Consider the following 21853-nt stretch of genomic DNA (forward strand, 5'->3'; position numbering starts at 1 on the left):
GTCAGTGCTCTCCCGGTAGCGCGAACAGGCCGTCGCGCGTCTGCTCGACCAAACCGTCGTCGAGCAGCGAGACCAGGCACTTCTCTCGTTGCGTGATGTCGTTCCAGACGATGTCGAGCTGCGCCTTGGGCACCGGACCGGGTGCACCGCGCAGCACGTCCAGCAGCTTGCCCCGCACCTGCCGGTCGGTCCCCGCGAACTGCTGCACCTTCTTCGCCGGCCCCGCGTAGGCAGGGCGCCCAGCCAGCTGCCACGCGCACTCGTCGTACAACGGGCAGTCCGCGCACTTCTGGTTCTTGGCGGTGCAGATCAACGCCCCGAGCTCCATCAACGCCGCGGAGAACACCGCCGCGTCCTCCTGACCCGACGGCAGGATCGCCTCGACGTCACGGAGATCGCGCTTGGTCGAGGGCGGTCCGGCATCACCGGCACCGTGCACCGCCCGCGCGACAACCCGGCGGACGTTCGTGTCAACGACAGCGCACCTCTGCCCGTACGCGAACGTGGCCACAGCACGAGCCGTGTAGCTGCCAATGCCCGGCAGCGACTCCAACGTTTCGACGTCCGACGGCACGACATCGCCGTGATCGCGGGCAATGGCCGTGGCAGCCTCGTGCAGCCGCAGAGCGCGCCGGGGATACCCGAGCTTGCCCCACATCCGCAGCACTTCACCCTGAGAGGCGGCGGCCATCGCCGAAGGCACCGGCCAGCGCGACAGCCACTCGTGCCAGATCGGCTCGACGCGGGAAACCGGCGTCTGCTGCAGCATGATCTCGCTGACCAGCACACCCCAAGCGGTGCAGTCGGGACGCCGCCACGGCAGGTCGCGCGCGGCGGTGTCCCACCAGCCAAGCAACAACTCGTGATTCATCGTGCGCCATTGTGGCGCAAGCGAATCAGGCAGCCTGAGTGCCCACCGCGTCGACCTCGCGCAGCTCGCCCGTGTGCACGTCGTAGACGAACCCGCGGATCTTGTCCGTGTGCGGGATGAACGGGCTGCGACGCAGGCGCGCCATCGATCCGCGCACGCTCTGCTCGACGACCTTGAACGCCTCGACGGCCCAGGTCGGCCGCAGACCGGTGTCGGCCTCCAGCTCGTCCTTGAAGTCGTCCTCGGTCACCATCTCCAGGCCGCAGTTCGTGTGGTGCACCAGCAGCACCTCGCGCGTGCCCAGCTTGCGCTGGCTCAGCGCCAACGACCGGATCGCGTCGTCGGTGACGACACCACCCGCGTTGCGCAGCACGTGCGCCTCACCCTGCTTCAACCCGAAGATCTCGAACACCCGGATGCGCGAGTCCATGCAGGTGAGGATGGCTACCTGCAGGGACGGCTTCGCGGACGAACGGTCTCCGGGAACCACGTTCCCGAGCTCGTAGTTCCGCTTGAGCAGTTCGTCGATCGCGGTCATGACACCTCCATGGCCTACCGGCGGACCCCGCACCGATTGGAACCGGAGTTAGCAGGCGTTCACAAGGGGAAGAGGGTCAATATCACGTTCACCGGATCGAGCGATGCTCGCCTACCGCTGGATTCCAGCTGGTCGAGCTACGTTCGGGCCGTGATCGAGCCCACAGGACCTCTGCCGTCCTCGGTGTACTGGCGCCGCCGCATCGCCGCGATCGGGGCAGCGCTGGTCACACTGGTGCTCTTGATCTGGATCGTGGGGATGTTCAGCTCCGACGACGAGACCGCCCAGCCGACGAACGCGGCCGCGACGTCGTCCTCCAACCCGCCGCCCAGCATGTCCGAGGAGGCCGCGGCGTCGTCCTCGTCGACCACTCCGCCGCCGTCGCCCACGGAGACCACCCCGCCGCCACCGCCTCCCGGGCCGCCGCAGCCCTGTCCAGAAGACGTGATCGCGGTCGTGGCGAAGGCCAACAAGCCCTTTTACACCATCGGTGACCAGCCGGAACTGTCGATGGACGTGGCGAACAACGGCCCGGCGCCGTGCATCAAGGACATCGGCAGGCAGCACCGCGAGCTCATCGTGCTCACCGCGGACGGCCAGACCCAGCTGTGGTCGAGCAACCACTGCCTGGCGGCCAACGGGTCCGAGGTGCGGGTCATGCAGCCGAAGGAAGTCTTCAACTACGGCACGAAGTGGGCGGGCTCGACCTCGAAGCCGGGGTGTGGCGCGCACACCCGCGTCGGCCCCGGCGACTACCTGCTGGTGGCGAAGCTGGCCGGGAAGGCCAGCTCACCCGTTGTCTTCAGGCTGGAATGGTGAACCTCAGGGACCGAACCAGCGCTCTTCAGCACCACCGCGCGGCGCCGCCGACGTCTTGCCGATGATCAGCTCCGTGGCCAGGTTGACCGACCGCGGCCGCGTCCGCTCGTTCGCGTCGAGCAGCAGCTTGCCCGCCGCCCGGCCCTTCTCCAGCACCGGCTGACGCACCGTCGTGAGCCCGGCCTCCTCGCCGGCGCGGATGCCGTCGAACCCGGTCACGGTGATGTCGTGCGGCACGCGCAGACCGCGCCGGGCCGCCTCGGTCAGCGCACCGAGCGCCAGCACGTCCGAGGTGCAGATCAACGCGGTGATCTGCGGGTCGCGGTCCAGCACCTGAGCGGCGCCGGACGCACCGGAGGCCATGTTGTGGTCGAAGCGTTCGACCACGGGGACCTGCGACCAGTCGACGCCGGCCTCGCTGAACGCCTCGGCCAGGCCGGACAGGCGGTTGCGCTGCACGTGGAAGTGCGCGGCGTGCTGGCGGTCCGGGGTCACGAAGCCGTCGTTGCGGTCACGCGCCAGGCGCATGCACACGACGCCGATCCGGCGGTGTCCCAACGAGATCAGGTGCTTCGCGAGCTCGTACATCGCGCCGCGGTCGTCGATGCCGACGCGGTCGACCGTGCCGAGGTCCGGCTGGTCGCAGACGACCGTGGGCACCGGGCGCTCCAGAACAGCGGCCAGGTGCGGGTCGTCGTCGGGGACCGAGTAGACGACGAAGCCGTCGACGCCCGCGCGGTGCACGGAGGCGACGTCCTCGCGTTCGGGGTTGGCGGGGACCAGCAACAGGCCCGTGCCCGCGTCTTCACACGCCAGCGCGAGGCCTTCGAGGAAGCCGATCGCGGCAGGGTCGCGGAACGCGTAGGAGAGGTTCTCGGTGAGCAACAGACCCACCGCCCCGGCCTTGCGCGTGCGCAACGAGCGCGCCACAGGATCCGGGCCGGGATAACCCAGCCTTCGGGCCGTGTCCAACACCCGCCGCCTCAGCTCGGGGGAGAGCTGGTCGGGACGGTTGTAGGCGTTGGACACCGTTGTCCGGGAAACGCCCAGCTCAGCGGCCAGAGAGGCCAACGTTGCCGGACGTCGCACATGCATCGACCGCGCCATGAAAGGACCGTAACGGTTCAGAACCAATTCGTGAAGCGAGGGTGACCTGTGTCCCTCAAATGACGCATCCGCCCTGGTTGACCCATCTGCCTTGTTCAGAAGATGGTCCAGACCAATGGGCGTCTCACTTCGGAGGCGCTGTGGACTCCCGCGCGACGAGCCGCGGACGGAACACGCGGGTGTAGTTGTCGCGGTCCTGCCTGCGGCTATCCGGATCGAGGCGCACCACCAACTCGTCGATCGCGGCTGCCGCCATCTCCTCGATCGGCTGCGCGAGCGTCGTCAAAGCGGGCGAGGAGTAGGCGGCCAACGGGATGTCGTCGAACCCGACGACCGACAGATCTTCAGGAACCGATATCCCTCGTTGGTGTGCCTCGCGCATGACGCCCAGTGCCATGTGGTCCGACGAGCAGATCACCGCCGTGGGCGTCACGGTGTCGAGCAGCTGCGCCACGGCGACACCGCCACCCTCCGCGCTGAACGGCCCGTGTGCGACGTACTCCGAACCCGCCGGCAGATGGTTCTCCTCAAGAGCAGCGGCCCAGCCGGCGCGCTTCAGCCGTGAGGGGAGAGATCGCGCCGGACCCGAGACGAACCCGATCCGCTCGTGGCCGAGCTCGATCAGGTGCTTGGTCGCCATGTAGCCCGCCAGCTGCTCGTCCACCGTCACGTCGGGCACGTCCAGCGCGGGCGTGGCACCGTTCAGGAAGACCATGTGGACGCCGTCCGCGACGAGCTTCGCGTAGTAGCTCGGCCGGGGCGCCTGCCCGAGCGGCACCTCGACGTTGGTGATCTCCGGTGACACGAACACCATGCCCTCGACCCCGCGGGCCAGGAGCATCCGGACGTACTCCTCCTCGCCCATGGGCGCGCCGCTGCGCGTGTTGCACAGCAGCGAGGAGTAGCCGAGCCGCGCGGCACGGGTCTCCAGTGCCTCGGCGAACGCGGGGAAGACCGGGTTCGAGAGCTCCGGCACCAGGAGGCCGATCACGCCGGTGCGTTGCAACGCACCGAGTCCGCGCGGGGTGTAGGGCATCTCCGCGAGCACCGACAGCACCCGCTGCCGGGTCTCCTCGTTCACACCTGCGCGCCTGTTGAGGACACGGCTCACGGTCGAGATGGACACCCCGGCTGCCCTGGCGATCTCGGACAGTCCGGACACGTTGCCTCCCTGGTCAGCTTGGGTCGGCGCAAGCCTGCCGTGTTCAGAAAACTTTTGCAACGAGTGGCTGCAAGACCGTGCCGTTACGGCTTGGTTACGGATGGCGTCTTGACCTGACCATGGTTCTGGTAGTGAAATCGCCCGCAACATTCTCGCAAAACCTTGCAAGACCCCTCATCTCACTGGGAGATGGGGCCCAGCTGGAGGGAACGGCAGCAACGATGCGACGGACAACCCTCGTGACCGCCATGGCGACGGGTGTCGCCCTCGTGCTCACCGCCTGTGGTGGCGGTGGATCGAGCAGCAGCGGATCCGACTCGGGCGAAGTGACCTTCTGGGACACCAGTGGCCCCAACGAGAGCCCGGTGTTCACCAAGATCGCGAATGACTGCGCCTCGAAGGGCGGTTACAAGGTCAAGACCGAGACCGTCGCGTTCGACCAGGCGCTGAACAACTACAAGACCGCCGCGCAGGGCGGTCAGGGGCCGGACGTGTTCCGGTCCGAGGTCGCCTGGGTGCCGCAGCTGGCCAAGAACGGCCTGATCCTGGACCTGAGCGACACCGACCTCGCCAAGGACACCGGCGACTTCCTCGAGGTCCCGCTGGGCTCCACGAAGTACGACGGCAAGAGCTGGGGCGTCCCGCAGGTCACCGACTCGCTCGCCCTGCTCTACAACAAGAAGAAGCTCGCCGACGCCGGCGTCGAGCCGCCGAAGACGTGGGACGAGCTGAAGGCCGCGGCCGCCAAGCTGGGCGGCGAGAAGTCGTTCTTCCTCAACAACGACGCGTACTACGCGCTGCCGTTCATCTACGGCGCGGGCGGCGACCTGGTCGACGCCTCCGCCAAGAAGATCGTGGTCAACTCCGCGGAGAACGTGAAGGCGCTGCAGACCGCCAAGGGCCTGCTCGACGCCAAGGCCGCGACGACCGCGCTCGACCCGACGAACTCCTACGCGAACATGCAGGCCGCGTTCACGTCCGGTGACGCCGCCATGGTCATCAACGGCCCGTGGGCCGTCGCGGACTACCTGAAGGGCGCCGCGTTCACCGACGCGTCGAACCTCGGCATCGCGCCGGTTCCCGGTGACGCCGCCGGCAAGGGCAGCGCGCCGGTCGGTGGCCACGACTACGTGGTCCGCCAGGGCACCAAGGCCAAGCAGTCCTCGATCAAGTTCATCCAGTGCATGAGCTCGGTCGAGTCGCAGGCCCAGGTCGCCAAGGAGCTCGGCCTGCTGCCGACCCGCAAGTCCGCGTACGCCAACGCCGACGTGAAGGCCAACGCCGTCGTGTCCGCGTTCGAGCCGGTCGCCAAGGCCGCGCACGCCCGTCCGTGGATCCCCGAGGGCGGGCAGCTGTTCGACCCGCTGAAGATCGCCTACGCCGACGTCCTCGCCGGCAAGAAGGAGCCGAAGGCGGCGCTCGACGAGGTCGCCAAGGCCTACAAGGACACCGTCGTCACCGAGTACTCGATCGGCTGAGTGAGCTCGTGAGCGGCCCGGTTCGCCGGGCCGCTCACGACTCTTGCTGGAGGGAGAGATTTCGGTGCGCCGGTTCTTGGAACGGCACTGGTACGCGTACGCGATGGTCCTGCCCGTCGTGGTGGTCATCGCCGTGTTGGTGCTCTACCCGCTCGCCCAGGGCGTGTTCTTCACCTTCACCAACATCAACGAGGCCAACATCGCCAACCCGGTGCTCGACCGGCCGGCGACCTACGAGGGCGTTGGTTTCAAGAACTACCTGAACGTGCTGTCCGGCGACTCGTCGTACGGCGCGTTCTGGGGAACGCTGGTCCGGACCTTGATCTGGACGTTCGCCTGCGTGTTCCTGCACTACACGATCGGTCTCGGGCTCGCGCTGCTGCTCAACCGCGAGGTCAAGGGCCGCACGCTCTACCGCGTCCTGCTGATCCTGCCGTGGGCCGTGCCCGCCTTCATCAGCGCGTTCGCGTGGAAGTACATGTTCAACGCGCAGTACGGGATCATCAACCAGCTGCTGCGCGCGGTCGGCCTGCCCGACCCGGTGTGGCTGGGCCAGTCCGACTGGGCGCTGTTCGCCGTGATCGTCGTCAACGTCTGGCTGGGCGTTCCGTTCATGATGGTCGCGCTGCTCGGTGGCCTGCAGTCGATCCCGGGCGATCTCTACGAGGCGGCCGAGATGGACGGCGCGACGCCGTGGCAGCGGTTCCGCAACGTGACGCTGCCCGGCCTGCGCTCGGTGTCGTCGACGGTGATCCTGCTGGGCATCATCTGGACGTTCAACATGTTCCCGGTGATCTACCTGATCGCCGGTCCGAACCCGAACACGCGCATCCTCGTCACCTACGCGTTCGAGCGCTTCTTCTCCGGCGCCTCGCGTGACTACGCGATCGCGTCGACCTACGGCGTGCTCATCCTCTCCGTGTTGTTGGTCTTCGCCACGGTTTACCGCCGTGCGCTGCGCAAGCAAGGCGAGGTGTGGTGATGACGCTCGACGCTTCTTCTTTGCAGGTGGTGCGTGCCACGGATCGCCGCCTCAAGCGCAGCGACCGGTCGGTTCTCGCTTCTGTCGGCCTGCACGCCGGGCTGATCATCGCTTCGCTGGTCGCGGTGTTCCCGGTTTTCTGGGTGCTCGTCACGTCTTTCAAGCCCGACGCTCGTGCGGTCGAGACCACGCCGCAGTTGTTCAACGAGTCCTCTTTGGACAACTACACGCGGATCCTCGGCGGCGAGAAGGGCGCGTTCCTCACGTGGTTCGGCAACTCGGTGCTGATCGCGTTGCTGACGACGATCATCGCGGTGTTCCTGTCCGCGACGACGGGCTACGCGGCGTCGCGCTTCCGGTTCCCCGGCAAGCGATCGCTGATGATGTCGTTCCTCGTCGTGCAGATGTTCCCGTTCGCGGTGCTGATCGTGCCGCTCTACAACATCCTGATCGCGTTGGGGCTGCAGGGAACCTCGATCGGTCTCGTGCTCGTGTACTGCACGACCGCGGTGCCGTTCTGCACGTACATGCTCAAGGGCTACTTCGACACGATCCCCGGTGACATCGACGAAGCCGGCCGTGTGGACGGGCTATCGCCGTTCGGCGTGTTCTGGCGGCTGATCATGCCGCTGGCCAAGCCTGGTCTCGCGGTCACGTCGTTCTACGCGTTCCTGACGGCGTGGGGCGAGGTGGCGTTCGCGTCGGCGTTCCTGTCCGCAGCCGACGAGTCGAAGACCTTGGCCGTGGGGCTGCAGGTGTTCGTGCAGCAGAACAGGACGGAGTGGGGCCACCTGGCCGCCGCCTCCATCCTGGTCGCGATCCCGGCTGTCATCGTGTTCTACCTGGTGCAGCGCTTCCTGGTGACCGGGCTGTCGTCCGGTGCCGTGAAGGGCTAGTCGGTCTCCCGCACCGGCCGGTACCGCACGTCCACCTCCGAGTGGGGGTCGTCGGTGTCGAGCCGGTGCAGGTGGATCGGCGCCCCGCCGGGGTTGTCGAAGAACCTCAGGCCGTGGCCGAGGATCACCGGTGCGATGTGCAGGGCGATCTCGTCGACGAGCCCGCGTTCCAGCAGTTGCCGGCCGATGGTCGGCGAGAGCACCACGAGGTCCTTGCCGTCCGCGGCTTCGAGGCCGATCTTGACCGCCTCGGCCACGTCGCAGGTCAGGAAGGTGACACCCTCCGCCTGCGGGGCGTCCTCGGGGTGGTGGGTGAGGACGAAGAGCTTTCCGACGAACTGACCGCTGTACGCCATGGCCGGATCGGGGTACTCCTCCCACCCCTTTCTGCCGCCGAGGATCGCGCCGGTGCTCTCCTCGTAGGACTTCGCGAGGTCGGAGCCGGCGGTCGTGTGGGCCAGCCAGTCCATGCCGTTGTCCGCGTCGGCGACGAAGCCGTCCAGTGACATCGAGAAGTGCAGTCGCACTTTGCCGCTCATGGGTTCCTCCTGCGGTCGGGTGTTGCAGGGGTAGACCAGAGCGCCTCGGAGAACTCATCGGTCGTCGTAGCGCGTCCTCGCCTCGTCGACCTTGACCAGGTTGTTCTTCGACCACTCTGCGAGGTTGTGGAAGATCGGCGCGAGGCTGCGGCCCAGCTCGCTGATCTCGTACTCCACCCGCGGCGGGACCTCCGGGTGGTAGGTCCTGGTGACCAGGCCGTCTCGTTCGAGCTGCCGCAGCCGTTGCGTGAGGACCTTCGGCGTGATCGTGCCGATCCGGCGCTCCAGCTCCACGAACCGCTGCCGGCCGTACTCGTTCAACGTCCACAGGATCGGCGTCGTCCACCGGCTGAAGACCAGGTCGACGACCGGGGCGATCGGGCAGGCCAGCTCCGGTACGGGCTCCACGGGCAGTCACTTTCCTCTAGGTACCTACTAACTTCACGATGTTAGCTTTCCTCGCGATACCGAATCAACGGCTGAGGAGATGCTCGTGATCGTGGTGACCGGGGCGACCGGAAACGTCGGCCGTCCGTTGATGGAGTTGTTGGGGGACAAGGCTGTCGCGGCGTCGCGCCCGCAGGTGGATCTCGCCCGGCCTGCTTCGCTGGAACCCGTGGTGGAAGGTGCGGAGGCGCTTTTCCTTCTGTTCGCGGGAGAACTGCTCGGGCCGGACACGGACATCGCCTCCGTGCTGGACGTGGCGAAGGTTTCCGGAGTTCGGCGCGTGGTGCTGTTGTCGTCGCAGGGTGCCGGGACGCGGCCGGGGATGGTGCCGCACTCGCGGATGGCGTCGTTCGAGGAGACCGTGCGGCAGTCGAGTCTGGAGTGGACGATCCTGCGGCCGAGCGGGTTCTTCACCAACGCCTACGCGTGGACTCAGCCGATCCGCGAGCACGGGGTGGCCGCGGCGCCGTTCGCGGACGTGGCACTGCCGTTCGTCGATCCGGCCGACATCGCGGCGGTGGCTGCCGAGGCACTGCAGGGTGGTCACGAAGGTCAGACCTATGTGCTGACGGGTCCGGAAGCGTTGACTCCGCGCGAACGAACGAAGGCGCTTTCGTCGGCGATCGGGCGGGAGATTCGGTTCGTCGAGCAGTCCGTTGAGGAGGCTCGCGCGCAGATGGCGCAGTTCATGCCTCCGCCCGTTGTCGACGGGACGCTGACCATTCTCGGTTCGCCTTTGGCGGAGGAGCGGCAGGTCAGCGGACATGTGGAGCAGGTGACCGGACGTGCGGCCACCCGTTTCGCGGACTGGGCTGCCCGCAACGCGAAAGCGTTCAGCTGATCGGGTAACCGGTCGCGGCGACGCGGGCGGCGACGGCGGCCAGGGTGGTGGCGGGGTTGAGCGCGGTCACGACGGCTGCGGTCAGCGGCTTCCCGGCGTAGACGTGCCGCACCGCGTCGAGGTCGACCGGCATTTCGCAGTAGTCCTCCGCCCAGTCCTGGAACGCCTCGGGCGTGGGGTCGGTCAGCAGGGCGAACAGCCAGTCGGCCCCGTCCTCGTCCCCGTCGGGGAAGGCGATGTCTCCGTGCCGCCAGGCGGTGTCGTTGTGTTCACGCCACAGGCACACGGTGACTGACGGCGTGCCGTCATCGGAGAACGCCGGTTCCTCCACGCACTCCCGGAACACGTCGGGCACGGTGTCGAGCACACCGGGCCACGGCTGGTCGTCGTCGGTGGCGTAGGGACTCATCGGCGACTCGTGGTCGAAACCACGCACGTACGCCCCCGCGGCCGTGAACACGACGGAGTACTCGTTGCCCGAGCCGTCCCACATGGACGCCAACTCCTCGCCAGGCGCCCAAGAGGTGTCGTAGTCGTGGTGCCGGTCGTTGCTGTCGGGGTTCAGCACGATGTCCAGCGCGGCCAGCGCACGGCACAGCGTGCGCAGCTCCGGGATGGCGGGCAGGCGACGAGCGACGTCGTACGCGGTCACCCCGACATCCAATCAGGAAACCGCAGAACGTAAGCGCTTACGTCTGTTCCCGTAAGCGCTTGCAATGCCTAACGTCGCGCCCAGACAAGGTGAAAGGTGCGTCACATGGCTGAGGTGTCCTACGTCAAGGCGTCGCGGGTGTTCTCCGGCAACCCGCCGGTCCGCGCGGTCGACGAGCTGTCCCTTGAGGTCAGCGACGGCGAGTTCCTGGTGCTGGTCGGTCCGTCCGGTTCCGGTAAGTCGACCGCGCTGCGCATGCTCGCGGGCCTCGAAGACGTCGACGAGGGCGCCATCCACATCGGTGGCAAGGACGTCACGAACGTGCCGCCGAAGGGCCGGGACATCGCGATGGTGTTCCAGTCGTACGCGCTCTACCCGCACATGACGGTCGCGGAGAACATGGGCTTCGCGCTCAAGCTGCGCGGCGTCAACAAGACCGAGATCAAGGCGAAGGTCGACGAGGCCGCCAAGATGCTCGACCTGACCAAGTACCTGGACCGCAAGCCGAAGGCGCTGTCCGGTGGTCAGCGGCAGCGTGTCGCGATGGGTCGCGCCATCGTGCGCGAGCCGTCCGTGTTCCTCATGGACGAGCCGCTGTCCAACCTGGACGCGAAGCTGCGCGTCGAGACCCGTGCGAACATCGCGGCGCTGCAGCAGCGCCTCGAGACGACCACGATCTACGTCACGCACGACCAGGTCGAAGCCATGACGATGGGTCACCGCGTCGCGGTGCTCAAGGACGGCCTGCTGCAGCAGTGCGACACGCCTCGCGCGCTGTACGACCGCCCGGCCAACGCGTTCGTCGCGGGCTTCATCGGCTCGCCGGCCATGAACCTCAAGACCGTGCCGATCACGGGTGAGGGCGCGAAGCTCGACGGCATCGTGGTGCCGCTGAGCCGGGCCGCGCTCGACGCCGCGTCCGGCCTGGACGAGGTCACCTTCGGCATCCGGCCCGAGGCGCTCGGGCTCGTGCCGTCCGGTGACGAGGGCATGGACATGACGGTCGAGCTGGTCGAGGAGCTCGGCGCCGACGCGCTCGTGCACGGTGCCGTGAAGATCGGCGACTCGTCGCAGCGCTTCGTCGTCCGCGTCGACGGCCGCACGCCGCCGACCCTGGGCCAGCACGTCAAGGTCGCCGTCCGCGACACCACCGAGATTCACCTGTTCCACCCCGAGTCGGGCGAGCGCCTGGAGGCGTGAGTCACACGACGAAGCCCCCGGCGTGACCGCCGGGGGCTTTTTCGTGTCGTAAACTGAACTCGACAACGGTTTCCATTACCTGATCGAGGGATGGTGTGATGACTCTCCGCTACGTTCTGGTCGGCGCTCTCGCCGTGGTGAGCCTGGCCGCCTGCGGCACGAGCACGCCGTCCGCCGACAACGGGAAGATCCAGGTCGTCGCGTCCACGAACGTGTGGGGCAGCGTGATCAAGGCGGTCGGTGGCGACGCGGTCGAGGTGAAGGCCCTGCTGGACGACCCGTCGGCGGACCCGCACTCGTACGAGAGCAAGCCGGCGGACGCCGCCCTGGTCAAGGACGCCAAGCTGGTCGTGTTCAACGGCGGCGGCTACGACGACTTCTTCGCGAAGCTGATCACCAGCGACGCCACCAAGAAGATCGAGGCGTTCCCGCTGCGCGACCACGACCACGGCCCTGAGTCCAGCGAGGCGCCCACGAGCGAGGCCCCGGACGCCGACGGTCACGACCACGCCGAGAACGAGCACGTCTGGTACGACCTGCACACCGTGCAGGCGGTGGCCGAGGCGGCCGCGAACGAGCTCGGTGCCATCGCGCCGGACAAGAAGACGACGTTCGAGAGCAACACCCAGCAGTTCACCGCCGCGCTGGAGGAGCTGGAGAAGAAGGTCGACGGCATCGGCGCCGGCAAGAAGGTCGCCGCGACCGAGCCGATCGCCCACTACCTGCTCGACGAGACCGGCGCAGAAGACGTCACCCCCGAGGCGTTCAGCAAGGCGATCGAGGAGGAGTCGGACGTCCCGGCCGCCGCCCTCGCGTCGATGAACCAGCTGGTCGAGGGCAAGCAGATCAACGTGCTGGTGGAGAACACCCAGACCGAGAACCAGGTCACCAAGCAGGTCGTGGAGAAGGCCAAGGCGGCGGGCGTGCCGGTCGTCGCGGTCACCGAGACGCTGCCCGCGGGTGTCACCGGCTACCTTGACTGGATGAGCAAGCAGGTGGACGCGCTTTCGCAGGCGCTCAAGGCATGACCGCGATCTCGCTGCGCGGGGCCCGGCTGTCCTACGGGGACAGGGTGCTGTGGGACGGGCTTGACCTCGACGTCGAGCCCGGTGAGTTCCTCGCGGTGCTCGGCCCGAACGGCTCCGGCAAGACCAGCCTGATGCGCGTGCTGCTCGGACTGCAGCCGCTGTCGTCGGGCACGGTCACCGTCTCCGGTGGCAACCAGGCCATCGGGTACATCCCGCAGCAGCGAGCGCTCGACCAGTCCATGACGTTGCGCGGCCGGGACCTCGTCGGTCTCGGCCTCGACGGCTACCGGTGGGGCCTCGGCCTGCGCAACGGCCGCGAGCGCCGGATCCGGGTCGACGCGGCCATCGCCTCGGTCGGTGCGACGCGTTATGCGGACGAGCCGATCGGTCTGCTGTCCGGTGGTGAGCAGCAACGGCTGCGCGTCGCCCAGGCGCTCGTCGGCGACCCGACGGTGATGCTCTGCGACGAACCGCTGCTGTCCCTCGACCTGGCGAACCAGCGGGTGGTCAGCGAGCTGATCGACAAGCGGCGGCGGGAAGCCTCCACCGCGGTCTTGTTCGTGACGCACGAGCTGAATCCCGTGCTGCCCCTGGTCGACCGGGTCCTGTACCTGGTGGGCGGGCGGTTCCGGGTGGGCACCCCGGAAGAGGTCATGAACTCCCGCACGCTGTCCGAGCTGTACCGGACGCCGGTCGAGGTCGTCCGGGTGCGCGACCAGATCCTGGTCGTGGGCGCCGGCGCCTGCGAGGAGCAGACCCACCACCTCACGGCGGAGGCCACGTCGTGACGATCTGGGACTTGCTGGAGCTCGACTTCGTGCAGACCGCGTTGATCGCGGCCGCGGTGCTGGGGCTCGTCGCCGGCGTGCTCGGTCCGTTCATCGTCACCCGCAAGATGGCTTTCGCCGTGCACGGCACCAGCGAGCTCGCGCTCACCGGTGGTGCGGCGGCGCTGTTGCTGGGCATCGGGGTCGGCTACGGCGCGCTGGCCGGGTCGATCATCGCCGCGGTGTTGCTCGGCGTGTTGTCGCGCAGGGAGAACGACCGCGACTCGGTGATCGGCGCGATCCTCGCGTTCGGGCTCGGCATGGGCATCCTGATGCTGGCGCTCTACAAAGGACGGTCGGCGAACAAGTTCGGGCTGCTGACCGGGCAGATCGTCGGGGTCGACTCGACCGATCTGCGGCTGCTGGTGGTGTCGTCGATCGCGGTGCTGGCGGTGCTGGCGTTCATCTACCGGCCGTTGTTCTTCGCCTCCGTCGATCCGGATGTGGCGGTTTCGCGCGGGGTTCCGGTGCGGGGACTGTCGATCGTGTTCGCCGTGCTGGTCGGTGTGGCGACCGCGCTGTCGGTTCAGGTCGTCGGGGCGTTGCTGGTGCTGGCGTTGATGATCACGCCGGCTGCTGCGGCCATGCGGATCACCGCTTCGCCGTTGCGCGCGACTGTTCTTTCCGTGGTTTTTGCCGAGGTCGCGGCCGTCGGCGGCATTCTTCTGTCGCTGCAACCAGGGCTTCCTGTTTCCGCTCTCGTCACGGCGGTGAGCTTCGTGATATACCTCGTATGCCGAGGTATTGGGGCAGTTCAGCGCCGTTCCACCTGATGGACTGACGTAGCTGGTCTCTTTTGCCTGCTTGAGGCGCTGTCGACTTGACCCATCCCTCCGAGCGCGGCGAGAGCTCTGGCACGACTCGTGACGGGACCACCCCACCCGGCCCGTAAGGAAAGACGGCTCGCCTTCGGCATCGCATAAGAGCGGAGGGCTCGCCCGGCCCATAAGGGAAGGACGGCTCGCCTTCGGCATCGCGAGATTTCGCCGCACCGGAGTGTCAGACCTGCTCGGTACGTTGGGTCGCGGGGGAGCCGAAATCCAAGGGGACCCTTGCGTCAGCCTGCCTCCTAGCGGACCGGGGCTGTCGCCCCTACCAGGATTATCAGGCCGAGCGGGACGTGATCGGCTTGGTGATGTCGTCCGCGCGCGGCGCTGGCATCAGGCGCGGCGGGATGTCCAGGCCTGCCACTCGGACCTGGTTGCGGCCGTTTTCCTTGGCCTTGTACAGGGCGGCGTCTGCCGAGTGCTGCGCCGTGGCCATGTCCGGGCCGTTGTCGGGGATCACTGCCACGCCGATGGAGGCCGAGATCGCTTGCAGCGACTCGCCTTCTGGCTCTGGGGGCTGGATCTCGCGGCCGTACAGGGTGACGACGTTGCGGTGCTTGTCGGTTGTGGGGACTGCCAGGGAGCCGATGGCCTCGCGGATGCGTTCGGCGATCGTCACGCCTTGGGCGACCGGGGTGTCCTTCAGCGCGACTACGAATTCCTCGCCGCCGTCGCGGCCCGCTACGTCGCCTGGGCGGAGCTTTTCGCGGAGGATTCGGCCCACCTCGGCCAGGACGGCGTTGCCTGCGGGGTGGCCCCAGGTGTCGTTGATGCGCTTGAAGTGGTCGAGGTCGATGACCAGGACGGTCATCGGTTCGCCGTCCAGGCGGCAGCGTTCGGCGAGGCGGCCTGCGTATTCGGCTAGGCCGTTGGTGTTCAGCAGGCCCGTTCGGTAGTCGGTGTGGGCGTCTGCTGCCAGGCGTTGGTGCAGCTGTTCTTGTTCTCGTAGCAGGCGTTCTAGGTGCGCTCGGCGTTCTGCTGTGTGGTAGAGCAGGGCGTTCACCAGGATCACTGGGACGACCAGCAGTAATGGGCCCACCCAGTGGCTGGTCATGAGCATGCCCAGCATGGCGCCTGCGCCGAGGGTGCTCATCTCCAGCATGTTGTCGACCTTGGAGCCCACGAAGTCGAAGATCTTCGAGTGGGCGGTGCCGATCTTGAACGCCACTGCGACTGTCATGACCTGGACGAACCAGTAGAGGACGGCGGTGATGGCGAGGACGAGAACCAGGACTAGATCGGTTGGGACGTTTCCCGTTGCGGAGAGTGAGACACCCGTTAGGTGGACAAGTGCCCACGAAAGGAGGGTGGAGGCGAGCATGGAGGCGGTGCCGAAGACGAAGCGGTATGGCTGGCGGCGGGCGATCGGGTAGATCAGGATGCGCATCCAGATCGTGGCCAGTACGGCGAGGCCGCCGGGGAGGGCTACTGCTGCGGCGAAGGTCCAGACCGAGGTCAGGTCGATGTGGGGGCCGGAGGCGTCGTTGCGGCGGGCTTCTTCTGCGCGGCGGACGATCGTCAGGTGCACCGTGATGGCGGCGATCAAGGCGCCGAAGCGCATCCAGTCGGTCGCGGTGAGTGGCGCCAGCATTGTTAGCAGCCAAATGGAGGCAGCCGCTACCGCCGCTTCGAGCACGAAGAAGTACGCGATCTTACCAGGGTGCTCGGTCCAAATGTCCCAGTTGCGAATCGGAGTGGAGCCGAGTACCCGCGATCGCCTGCGATCAGTCAAACTGTTCTTCACCACGACCCCCTACGCTCATGACACATCATGAGCAAAGCCGCTGCTGACCCGGTCGTAGACCACCGCGCTGCTCGCCGCAACGAGGAGGTGCCTCCCATGCGCAACCGTGACTACTGAACTCCGCCTCTCCTCAAGAGCATGATTGCCGCCTCTTCACGGGATATCGCTAAAGGTGACCATTCTGTTTCAGATTGCCACTGCCTTCGTGTCGTTGCGCCCTCGCGCCCGACGCCAGGCGATGGTCGCCTGTGCCGCCAGCACCAGTCCGATTCCTCCCGCGCCCGCGATCGTGGCAGTGACCGATCCGATCGTGTGGGAGACGACGCCCGCCAGCGCCATTCCTCCGCCCTGGCTCGAGCGCAGTGCTGCACGCCCAATGCCATAAGCCCTTCCGCGGTACTGATCTGGTAGCAGCCTCATCCACGCCGCACGCGCGGGCGTGTGATAAGCACCTCCCATACCGGCAATGACCAACAATGTGATCGTCCACGTCAGGTTCGGGTTGAACGCGAACATGATCAACGGGGCTAGCGACAAGATCGCCAGCGGTCCGATCAGCCGTTCTCGCTTCGCCGGATCTCGTACGAACCTGAAGAGCAGGGCCACACCCAGTACGTTCGCGGCCGGCTCGATCGCGAGGATCAGGCCCACGGCCCAGACCGCGTTCAGGGACGCCGCGAGGGGTACCGCCAGTCCTTCCGGGACCATCGCCAGGCCTGCGAGCAGGCGGACACCCAGAAGAGTTCTCAATCGCGGCTCGGTCACCATCAACGTGAAGGCGCCGCGTGGTTCGTCGTCCTTCTTCTTGCGGCCCAGTGGATCCGCGGCAGGACGGTGCTGGACGGACACCTGCACCAAGATCGCGAGCAGCACGAACGTCGCCGCGTCGATCGCCAGTGCGACGCCGGGGCCGGTGGTCGCCACGAGGAAGCCCGCAGCTGCCAGGCCGGCCATTTGTGCGATGTCGACGGACGTGCCGAACAGAGCGACGCCGTCGTCGTAGCGCTTCGCCGGTAGGACGTGCGGGAGGCTTGCCTCCTGTGCTGCCAGGTACGGCGAGGAGATCATCAGCACGACCACGAGCAGCACGATCATGACCCAGAGCGGCATGCCCGGAATGGCCATCACGCCGACGAGCACAGCCTGCAACCAAGCTGTCGTCACCATTACTGTGCGTCGCGGGAACCGGTCGGCGACCCAGCCGAGCAACGGGCCCGAAATCAGCGGCGGGAAGAGCGTCATCGACCACGTGAGTGCGGTCCAGGCAGCGGATTGTGTTCGTTCGAATACGAGCAGTGACAATGCGACGGCAGCGAGTTGGTCGCCGGCGGTCGATGCGGTCGAACCGATCCACATGGCGCGGAACTCGCGCAAACCCACCAGATCGCGGAGCGCGCCGCGGGTCGTCATGCCGTACCTCGGCGTGCCGCGCTCCAGGCGCGGCGAATCAGCACGTCCTGATTCGCTCTACGCCGAGTCACGTCGCCCCCGCCGGTGGTAATCAATTTCTATCGACAATCACGGTAGAAGCTGCCTGACCGTTCAACGTCTGTCCTACCACAGTGTGTACCTAAACGGAGCAGGCCAGTTACCTAAAGTAGTTACAATAGCGAAACGCAGGGCTGATCTTCTTCACAGTTGACCTCGGGTTCGCCTGATTGGACCCCAAATGGTCACAGCGTGTGTCAACCGGTGCCAAACGGGTGTCACCTGCTCGACCAACTGGTGCAACCCGCTAGGACTCCTGCACGGCAGAACAGGCAATTAGTGAACGCGATGAAGGTACCCGCGCTCGGGAGTGCCGCGGAATAGGCCACGCCGTTTGTCATGAGAGTCAGGCGCAAGACGTTTCCTGCCCGCGGATCGCGGGCAGGAAAACGATCACTAACGTCGGCTGAAGAACGCCGTTAGCGGCTCGAACTAGCCGATAACGTCAGCCCTTGGCGGCGATCCGACGGCGGCGTGCCACCTCGGCCAGCACGACACCCGCGGCGACGGACGCGTTCAGCGACTCGACGCCCGTGGCCATCGGGATCGACACGGTCTGGTCGCACGTCTCCTTGACCAGCCGACCGAGACCGCGGCCCTCCGAGCCCACCACGACGACCAGCGGGCCGGTCGCGAGGTCCAGGCCGTCGACGTCCACGTCGCCGTCCGCGTCCAGGCCCACGATCATCAGACCGGCCTCGGCCCAGTCGCGCAGCGTGCGGGTGAGGTTCGTGGCCATCGCGATCGGCAGCTTGGCCGCCGTTCCGGCGCTGGTACGCCACGCCACGGCCGTCATCGACGCACTGCGCCGCTGCGGCAGCACGACACCGTGCGCACCGAACGCAGCCGCGGACCGCACGACGGCGCCCAGGTTGCGCGGGTCCGTCACGCCGTCCAGCGCCACGAGCAGCGCGGGCTCGCCGGCACGCTGAGCGAGCTCCAGGATCTCGTCCGGGGATGCGTACTCGAACGGGGGAACTTGCAGGCCCAGACCCTGGTGCATCGCGCCGCCGGTGATGCGGTCGAGCTCGCCGCGGGCCACCTCCAGCACGGAGATGCCCCGGTCGGCGGCCAGGCGCACGGCCTCCTGCACGCGGTCGTCCGCGTCGATGCCCAGCGCCACGTACAGCGCCGTCGCCGGCGTGCCCGCGCGCAGGCACTCCACGACGGGGTTGCGGCCCGCCACGGTCTCGGCCTGGGCCTTCTCGGTCTTCTGGCGGCGCTGCGTCTTGACGGCCTCGGTCTTCGCGACCACCTTGGCCCGCTTGTACGCGGGGTGGTTCGGGCGTTCCGACGCCTTCGGGGTCGGACCCTTGCCCTGCAGGCCCTTGGACTTCTGTCCGCCGGAGCCGACGACCGCGCCCTTCTTCGAGCCCGGATTGCGCATCGCGCCCTTGCGCTTGGAGTTGCCAGCCACGGAAGTCAGTCGTCCTTCAAAGTCCACTGCGGACCGTCGGGGGTGTCCTCGACGGCGATGCCCGCCTCGAGCAGCTGGTCGCGCAACGCGTCAGAGCGTGCGAAGTCCCTGCTCTTGCGGGCTTCCTGGCGCTCGACGAGCAGCCGATCCACCAGCGTGGTCAACGCCTGCCGCATGCCGAGGTCGGCAGACGACTGGTCGTTCCACTTCGGCGACAACGGGTCGACGCCGAGGATGTCGGCCATCCGGCGAACGCACTCGGCGGCCTCGCGGGCCTTCTCGTGGTCGCCGTCGGCGAGCGCCGTGTTGCCCTGGCGCACCTTGTTGTGCAGTGCCGCCACGGCTTGAGGCGTGTTCAGGTCGTTGTCCATCGCAACGACGAAGTCCGGGCACATGTCGCCGCGCAGCTCGATCGGCCCGACGCGCTCGGCGACGCGGCGCAGGAAGGACTCGATGCGCCCGTAGGACGTCACCGCCTCCTGCAACGCCTCTTCCGAGTACTCGATGTGCGACCGGTAGTGCGGGGCGACCAGGTAGTACCGCAGCTCCTGGGCGCGGACCTTCTCGAGCATCACCGGGATGGACACCGTGTTGCCGAGCGACTTGGCCATCTTCTCGCCCGACAGCGTCACCCAGTAGTTGTGCATCCAGTAGTTGGCGAAGCCGTCACCGGCCGCGCGCGACTGGGCCTGCTCGTTCTCGTGGTGCGGGAAGATCAGGTCGAGTCCGCCACCGTGGATGTCGAACGTGCCGCCGAGGTACGTCGTGGCCATGGCCGAGCACTCCAGGTGCCAGCCGGGGCGGCCGTTGCCCCACGGCGTCGGCCAGGACGGCTCACCGGGCTTCGCGGACTTCCACAGCGTGAAGTCGCGCGCGTCGCGCTTGCCGCGCACCGCGGTCTCGCCCTGTTCCACCGAGTCGAGCTTCTGCCCGGACAACGCGCCGTACTCGGGGAACGAGCGCACGTCGAAGTAGACGTCGCCCTCGACGGCGTACGCGTGGCCCTTGTCGATCAGCCGCTGCATCAGCTCGACCATCTGCGTCACGTGCCCGGTGGCGCGCGGCGCGTAGGTCGGCGGCAGGCAGCCGAGCGCGTTGTAGGCGTCCTCGAAGGCCAGCTCGTGCTTGTACGCCCAGGCCCACCACGGCTGGTCGTGCTCGGCGGCCTTGGTGAGGATCTTGTCGTCGATGTCGGTGACGTTGCGGACCAGCGTGACCTCGGCACCGTCGCGGGCGAGCCAGCGCCGGAGGACGTCGAAGTTCAGGCCGCTGCGGACGTGCCCGATGTGCGGGATGCCCTGCACGGTCGCCCCACACACGTAGATCGACGCCGTTCCGTTGACCTGCGGGTGGAACTCCCGCATGGACCGGCTCGCGGTGTCGTAGATGTGGAGGCTCACACGGGAATGGTACGGGCCACATCCAAAAGAGCCGTCGGGCGGTCACTCGTCGGAACCGGATTGACAAGCCGGAAGGAGCAGCCGATCGCCTCGGCGCCGCCGTCCGCCTCTTCGCTGTCGCCGACCATTACCGCGTTCGCCGGATCGACACCGAGCCGTTCGCACGCGGTGGTGAAGATCTTCGGGTCCGGCTTGATGACGCCTTCCTCGTACGAGAGGACGAACTCGTCCACGAGGTGGGTGAGCCCGAACCGCTCGAACACCGGGCGGATGTCCCAACCGATGTTGCTGACGACCGCGACGGGGACGTCGGCGAGGTGCTCCAGCGCGGCCCTGGTGTCCGGGTAGGCCTGCCACGACTCGGCGTCGATCAGCTGGTCGTAGAGCTCCTCCGCGTTCGGCACGAGCGCGTCGTTGAGCACCCGCACGTGCACCCAGCGGTGCAGGTCGGGGTCGAGGTCGCGGCGGAACCACGCGTCAACGAGCTCGGGGTCCATGCCGTCGGAGATGCCGACCGGGGCGGTGAGCGCACGCATCAGGTCCGCGTTGGACGCCAGCTCGGGGTGCTCGAGCCGGAAGAGCGTGCCGGAGAAGTCGAAGAGCGCGGCGTGGATCGTCACGTCCCCGACTCTACGTTCTCGGCGCCTATGTGGTCTGGACCTTTGTGAGCTCGGCCTCCACGTCGGCCGGGTCGTAGGAGATGGTCAGCCGCAGATCACCCGCCCCGCGCGTGGCGGCGGTGGCGAACTCCTCGACGAACTGGTCGATCTGCTTCAACGGCTGGTCGGCGAGCCGTGCGGTGGCCGCGTAGAGCGCGCGGTGGCGTTCCGGCGTCGAGGTGCCGCGCAGGTCGGCGGCCCAGTCCAGCAGGTTCTCGTACGCCTTCACGAACAGCGAGGCCAGGTGCTTGATCTTGTCGGCGTCGCCCTTGCGCCCGGCCGGGCCGAACGCCCACTGCTGTCTGCCCGTCGAGAGCACGTCCGCGACGTTGTTGATGATGTCGTCGAACGCGCGGGTGCGGGCGGTGAAGTAGTCCAGCGCCTCGGTGTCACTGGTGAACGTGCGCATGTGCGCGCCGAAGGCCATCTCGTGGTCGAGCTTCTTCTCCTTGAGCTTGCCCAGGTTCAGCGTCACGGTCTCCGCGAACAGCTGGTACTCCCAGCCGGCCGGTGGTGGGGGGACCTGGGTGCCCACCTTCTGCGCGATCAGCTCGGCCAGCTCGCGCGGGGTGCGGTTGCGCAGGTCGAGGTAGCCGGTGCCGACCCGCAGCGCGGGGAGCTCGGTGTCGTCGAACCGCGCAGGCAGCACGTACTCGGTGTCGGAGACCAGGGCGCGGTCGAACGCGGCCTGCCGCTCGTGCTTGGTCCACATCTTCCGCGCGTAGTGCTGCGACACGAACATCACGCAGTAGCGCGATTCCTTGCGGTAGATCTGGTCGAGGTGCTCGACCAGGTTCTTGCCCCAGAGATCGGCCTGCTCGTCCGTGTCGTAGAACCGGGACACACCCAGTTCCGTGAGGTGGCGGGCAACCTCTTCGACGTAGGGACGGTCTTCACCGGCGAACGAGAGACACACGTCGTACTTGGGCAC

Annotated in this window: 22 protein-coding genes; 9 read left to right on the plus strand and 13 right to left on the minus strand. The window is 67.5% G+C overall.

Translation table 11 applies throughout. From position 1 onward, the window contains the following. Window position 1: 1 nt before the first annotated feature. On the minus strand, window positions 2-871 hold the full coding sequence (locus LFM09_RS22270) for an A/G-specific adenine glycosylase (RefSeq protein ID WP_414098451.1): 870 nt from the start codon (window positions 869-871) through the stop codon (window positions 2-4). A 25-nt stretch (window positions 872-896) separates the two neighbouring features. Then, the gene (locus LFM09_RS22275) at window positions 897-1409 is read right to left on the minus strand and encodes a beta-class carbonic anhydrase (RefSeq protein WP_414098452.1); all 513 of its coding nucleotides are present in this window, start codon (window positions 1407-1409) and stop codon (window positions 897-899) included. Between the two features lie 150 nt (window positions 1410-1559). On the opposite strand from LFM09_RS22275, the gene LFM09_RS22280 reads away from it, so the two are divergent. Beyond that, window positions 1560-2228, plus strand: a complete 669-nt coding sequence (locus LFM09_RS22280) for a hypothetical protein (RefSeq protein WP_414098453.1) — start codon at window positions 1560-1562, stop codon at window positions 2226-2228. 3 nt (window positions 2229-2231) lie between these two features. Here LFM09_RS22280 and LFM09_RS22285 read toward each other — a convergent pair whose 3' ends face one another. Further along, a complete protein-coding gene (locus LFM09_RS22285) occupies window positions 2232-3335 on the minus strand; it encodes a LacI family DNA-binding transcriptional regulator (protein ID WP_414098454.1) in 1104 nt (367 codons plus the stop codon). A gap of 124 nt (window positions 3336-3459) precedes the next feature. After that, entirely contained in the window at window positions 3460-4497 is a 1038-nt protein-coding gene (locus LFM09_RS22290; protein WP_414098455.1) for a LacI family DNA-binding transcriptional regulator, read from the minus strand. Window positions 4498-4718: 221 nt separating this feature from the next. Between LFM09_RS22290 and LFM09_RS22295 the strand changes: the two genes are divergently transcribed. From LFM09_RS22295 to LFM09_RS22305, 3 genes are all read left to right on the plus strand, one after another. Next, a complete protein-coding gene (locus LFM09_RS22295; RefSeq protein WP_414098456.1) occupies window positions 4719-5975 on the plus strand; it encodes an extracellular solute-binding protein in 1257 nt (418 codons plus the stop codon). 103 nt (window positions 5976-6078) lie between these two features. Beyond that, window positions 6079-6957, plus strand: a complete 879-nt coding sequence (locus LFM09_RS22300; protein ID WP_414098640.1) for a carbohydrate ABC transporter permease — start codon at window positions 6079-6081, stop codon at window positions 6955-6957. Further along, a complete protein-coding gene (locus LFM09_RS22305) occupies window positions 6957-7853 on the plus strand; it encodes a sugar ABC transporter permease (RefSeq protein ID WP_414098457.1) in 897 nt (298 codons plus the stop codon). Before LFM09_RS22300 ends, LFM09_RS22305 begins: the two co-directional genes overlap by 1 nt. On the opposite strand, the gene LFM09_RS22310 is transcribed toward LFM09_RS22305, so the two are convergent. Both LFM09_RS22310 and LFM09_RS22315 read right to left on the minus strand, forming a co-directional pair. Continuing rightward, entirely contained in the window at window positions 7850-8392 is a 543-nt protein-coding gene (locus tag LFM09_RS22310) for a dihydrofolate reductase family protein (protein ID WP_414098458.1), read from the minus strand. The two genes, LFM09_RS22305 and LFM09_RS22310, sit on opposite strands and share 4 nt — an antisense overlap. Window positions 8393-8446: 54 nt before the next feature. After that, a complete protein-coding gene (locus LFM09_RS22315) occupies window positions 8447-8800 on the minus strand; it encodes a winged helix-turn-helix transcriptional regulator (protein WP_414098459.1) in 354 nt (117 codons plus the stop codon). A 79-nt stretch (window positions 8801-8879) separates the two neighbouring features. Here LFM09_RS22315 and LFM09_RS22320 point away from each other — a divergent pair, with 79 nt between their 5' ends. Next, window positions 8880-9680, plus strand: coding sequence for an NAD(P)H-binding protein (locus LFM09_RS22320; protein WP_414098460.1), 801 nt, complete (start codon window positions 8880-8882; stop codon window positions 9678-9680). Here LFM09_RS22320 and LFM09_RS22325 read toward each other — a convergent pair. After that, the gene (locus tag LFM09_RS22325) at window positions 9673-10332 is read right to left on the minus strand and encodes a hypothetical protein (protein ID WP_414098461.1); all 660 of its coding nucleotides are present in this window, start codon (window positions 10330-10332) and stop codon (window positions 9673-9675) included. The genes LFM09_RS22320 and LFM09_RS22325 overlap by 8 nt on opposite strands. Window positions 10333-10437: 105 nt before the next feature. Between LFM09_RS22325 and LFM09_RS22330 the strand changes: the two genes are divergently transcribed. The 4 genes from LFM09_RS22330 to LFM09_RS22345 all read left to right on the plus strand — a co-directional run bounded on the left by LFM09_RS22330 (window position 10438) and on the right by LFM09_RS22345 (window position 14160). Further along, window positions 10438-11532, plus strand: a complete 1095-nt coding sequence (locus LFM09_RS22330; RefSeq protein WP_414098462.1) for an ABC transporter ATP-binding protein — start codon at window positions 10438-10440, stop codon at window positions 11530-11532. 98 nt (window positions 11533-11630) lie between these two features. Then, the gene (locus LFM09_RS22335) at window positions 11631-12560 is read left to right on the plus strand and encodes a metal ABC transporter solute-binding protein, Zn/Mn family (protein ID WP_414098463.1); all 930 of its coding nucleotides are present in this window, start codon (window positions 11631-11633) and stop codon (window positions 12558-12560) included. Beyond that, the gene (locus LFM09_RS22340; protein ID WP_414098464.1) at window positions 12557-13348 is read left to right on the plus strand and encodes a metal ABC transporter ATP-binding protein; all 792 of its coding nucleotides are present in this window, start codon (window positions 12557-12559) and stop codon (window positions 13346-13348) included. The genes LFM09_RS22335 and LFM09_RS22340 overlap by 4 nt, the downstream gene beginning before the upstream one ends. Next, window positions 13345-14160, plus strand: coding sequence for a metal ABC transporter permease (locus tag LFM09_RS22345; protein WP_414098465.1), 816 nt, complete (start codon window positions 13345-13347; stop codon window positions 14158-14160). Before LFM09_RS22340 ends, LFM09_RS22345 begins: the two co-directional genes overlap by 4 nt. Window positions 14161-14491: 331 nt before the next feature. Here the strand turns inward: LFM09_RS22345 and LFM09_RS22350 are convergent, their stop codons facing one another. The 6 genes from LFM09_RS22350 to LFM09_RS22375 form a co-directional block, all read right to left on the minus strand. Beyond that, window positions 14492-15958: a diguanylate cyclase gene (locus tag LFM09_RS22350; RefSeq protein WP_414098466.1), complete on the minus strand. Its 1467-nt coding sequence runs from the start codon at window positions 15956-15958 to the stop codon at window positions 14492-14494. Window positions 15959-16144: 186 nt separating this feature from the next. Next, window positions 16145-17368 carry an MFS transporter gene (locus tag LFM09_RS22355; RefSeq protein WP_414098467.1) on the minus strand — a complete coding sequence of 408 codons (1224 nt, stop codon included), beginning with the start codon at window positions 17366-17368 and terminating at the stop codon, window positions 16145-16147. Between the two features lie 523 nt (window positions 17369-17891). Next, window positions 17892-18863 (minus strand): 23S rRNA (guanosine(2251)-2'-O)-methyltransferase RlmB, encoded by a 972-nt coding sequence (gene rlmB, locus LFM09_RS22360; RefSeq protein WP_414098468.1) that lies wholly within the window; start codon window positions 18861-18863, stop codon window positions 17892-17894. 5 nt (window positions 18864-18868) lie between these two features. Continuing rightward, window positions 18869-20263, minus strand: coding sequence for a cysteine--tRNA ligase (gene cysS / locus LFM09_RS22365; protein ID WP_414098469.1), 1395 nt, complete (start codon window positions 20261-20263; stop codon window positions 18869-18871). Next, on the minus strand, window positions 20260-20883 hold the full coding sequence (locus LFM09_RS22370; protein ID WP_414098470.1) for an HAD family hydrolase: 624 nt from the start codon (window positions 20881-20883) through the stop codon (window positions 20260-20262). Before LFM09_RS22370 ends, cysS begins: the two co-directional genes overlap by 4 nt. A 25-nt stretch (window positions 20884-20908) precedes the next feature. After that, window positions 20909-21853 (minus strand): toll/interleukin-1 receptor domain-containing protein, encoded by a 945-nt coding sequence (locus tag LFM09_RS22375; RefSeq protein ID WP_414098471.1) that lies wholly within the window; start codon window positions 21851-21853, stop codon window positions 20909-20911.

It is taken from the genome of Lentzea alba (assembly GCF_047445655.1).
Classification (GTDB): Bacteria; Actinomycetota; Actinomycetes; order Mycobacteriales; family Pseudonocardiaceae; genus Lentzea; species Lentzea alba_A.

Bases quoted from the DNA above. Each gene is read 5' to 3' on its own strand.
- LFM09_RS22340 (WP_414098464.1), top strand. From the start codon at position 12,557: ATGACCGCGATCTCGCTGCGCGGGGCCCGGCTGTCCTACGGGGACAGG.
- LFM09_RS22285 (WP_414098454.1), bottom strand. From the start codon at position 3,335: ATGGCGCGGTCGATGCATGTGCGACGTCCGGCAACGTTGGCCTCTCTG.
- LFM09_RS22335 (WP_414098463.1), top strand. From the start codon at position 11,631: ATGACTCTCCGCTACGTTCTGGTCGGCGCTCTCGCCGTGGTGAGCCTG.
- LFM09_RS22295 (WP_414098456.1), top strand. From the start codon at position 4,719: ATGCGACGGACAACCCTCGTGACCGCCATGGCGACGGGTGTCGCCCTC.
- LFM09_RS22355 (WP_414098467.1), bottom strand. From the start codon at position 17,368: ATGACGACCCGCGGCGCGCTCCGCGATCTGGTGGGTTTGCGCGAGTTC.
- LFM09_RS22310 (WP_414098458.1), bottom strand. From the start codon at position 8,392: ATGAGCGGCAAAGTGCGACTGCACTTCTCGATGTCACTGGACGGCTTC.
- LFM09_RS22270 (WP_414098451.1), bottom strand. From the start codon at position 871: ATGAATCACGAGTTGTTGCTTGGCTGGTGGGACACCGCCGCGCGCGAC.
- LFM09_RS22305 (WP_414098457.1), top strand. From the start codon at position 6,957: ATGACGCTCGACGCTTCTTCTTTGCAGGTGGTGCGTGCCACGGATCGC.
- LFM09_RS22275 (WP_414098452.1), bottom strand. From the start codon at position 1,409: ATGACCGCGATCGACGAACTGCTCAAGCGGAACTACGAGCTCGGGAAC.
- LFM09_RS22300 (WP_414098640.1), top strand. From the start codon at position 6,079: ATGGTCCTGCCCGTCGTGGTGGTCATCGCCGTGTTGGTGCTCTACCCG.
- LFM09_RS22320 (WP_414098460.1), top strand. From the start codon at position 8,880: ATGCTCGTGATCGTGGTGACCGGGGCGACCGGAAACGTCGGCCGTCCG.
- LFM09_RS22330 (WP_414098462.1), top strand. From the start codon at position 10,438: ATGGCTGAGGTGTCCTACGTCAAGGCGTCGCGGGTGTTCTCCGGCAAC.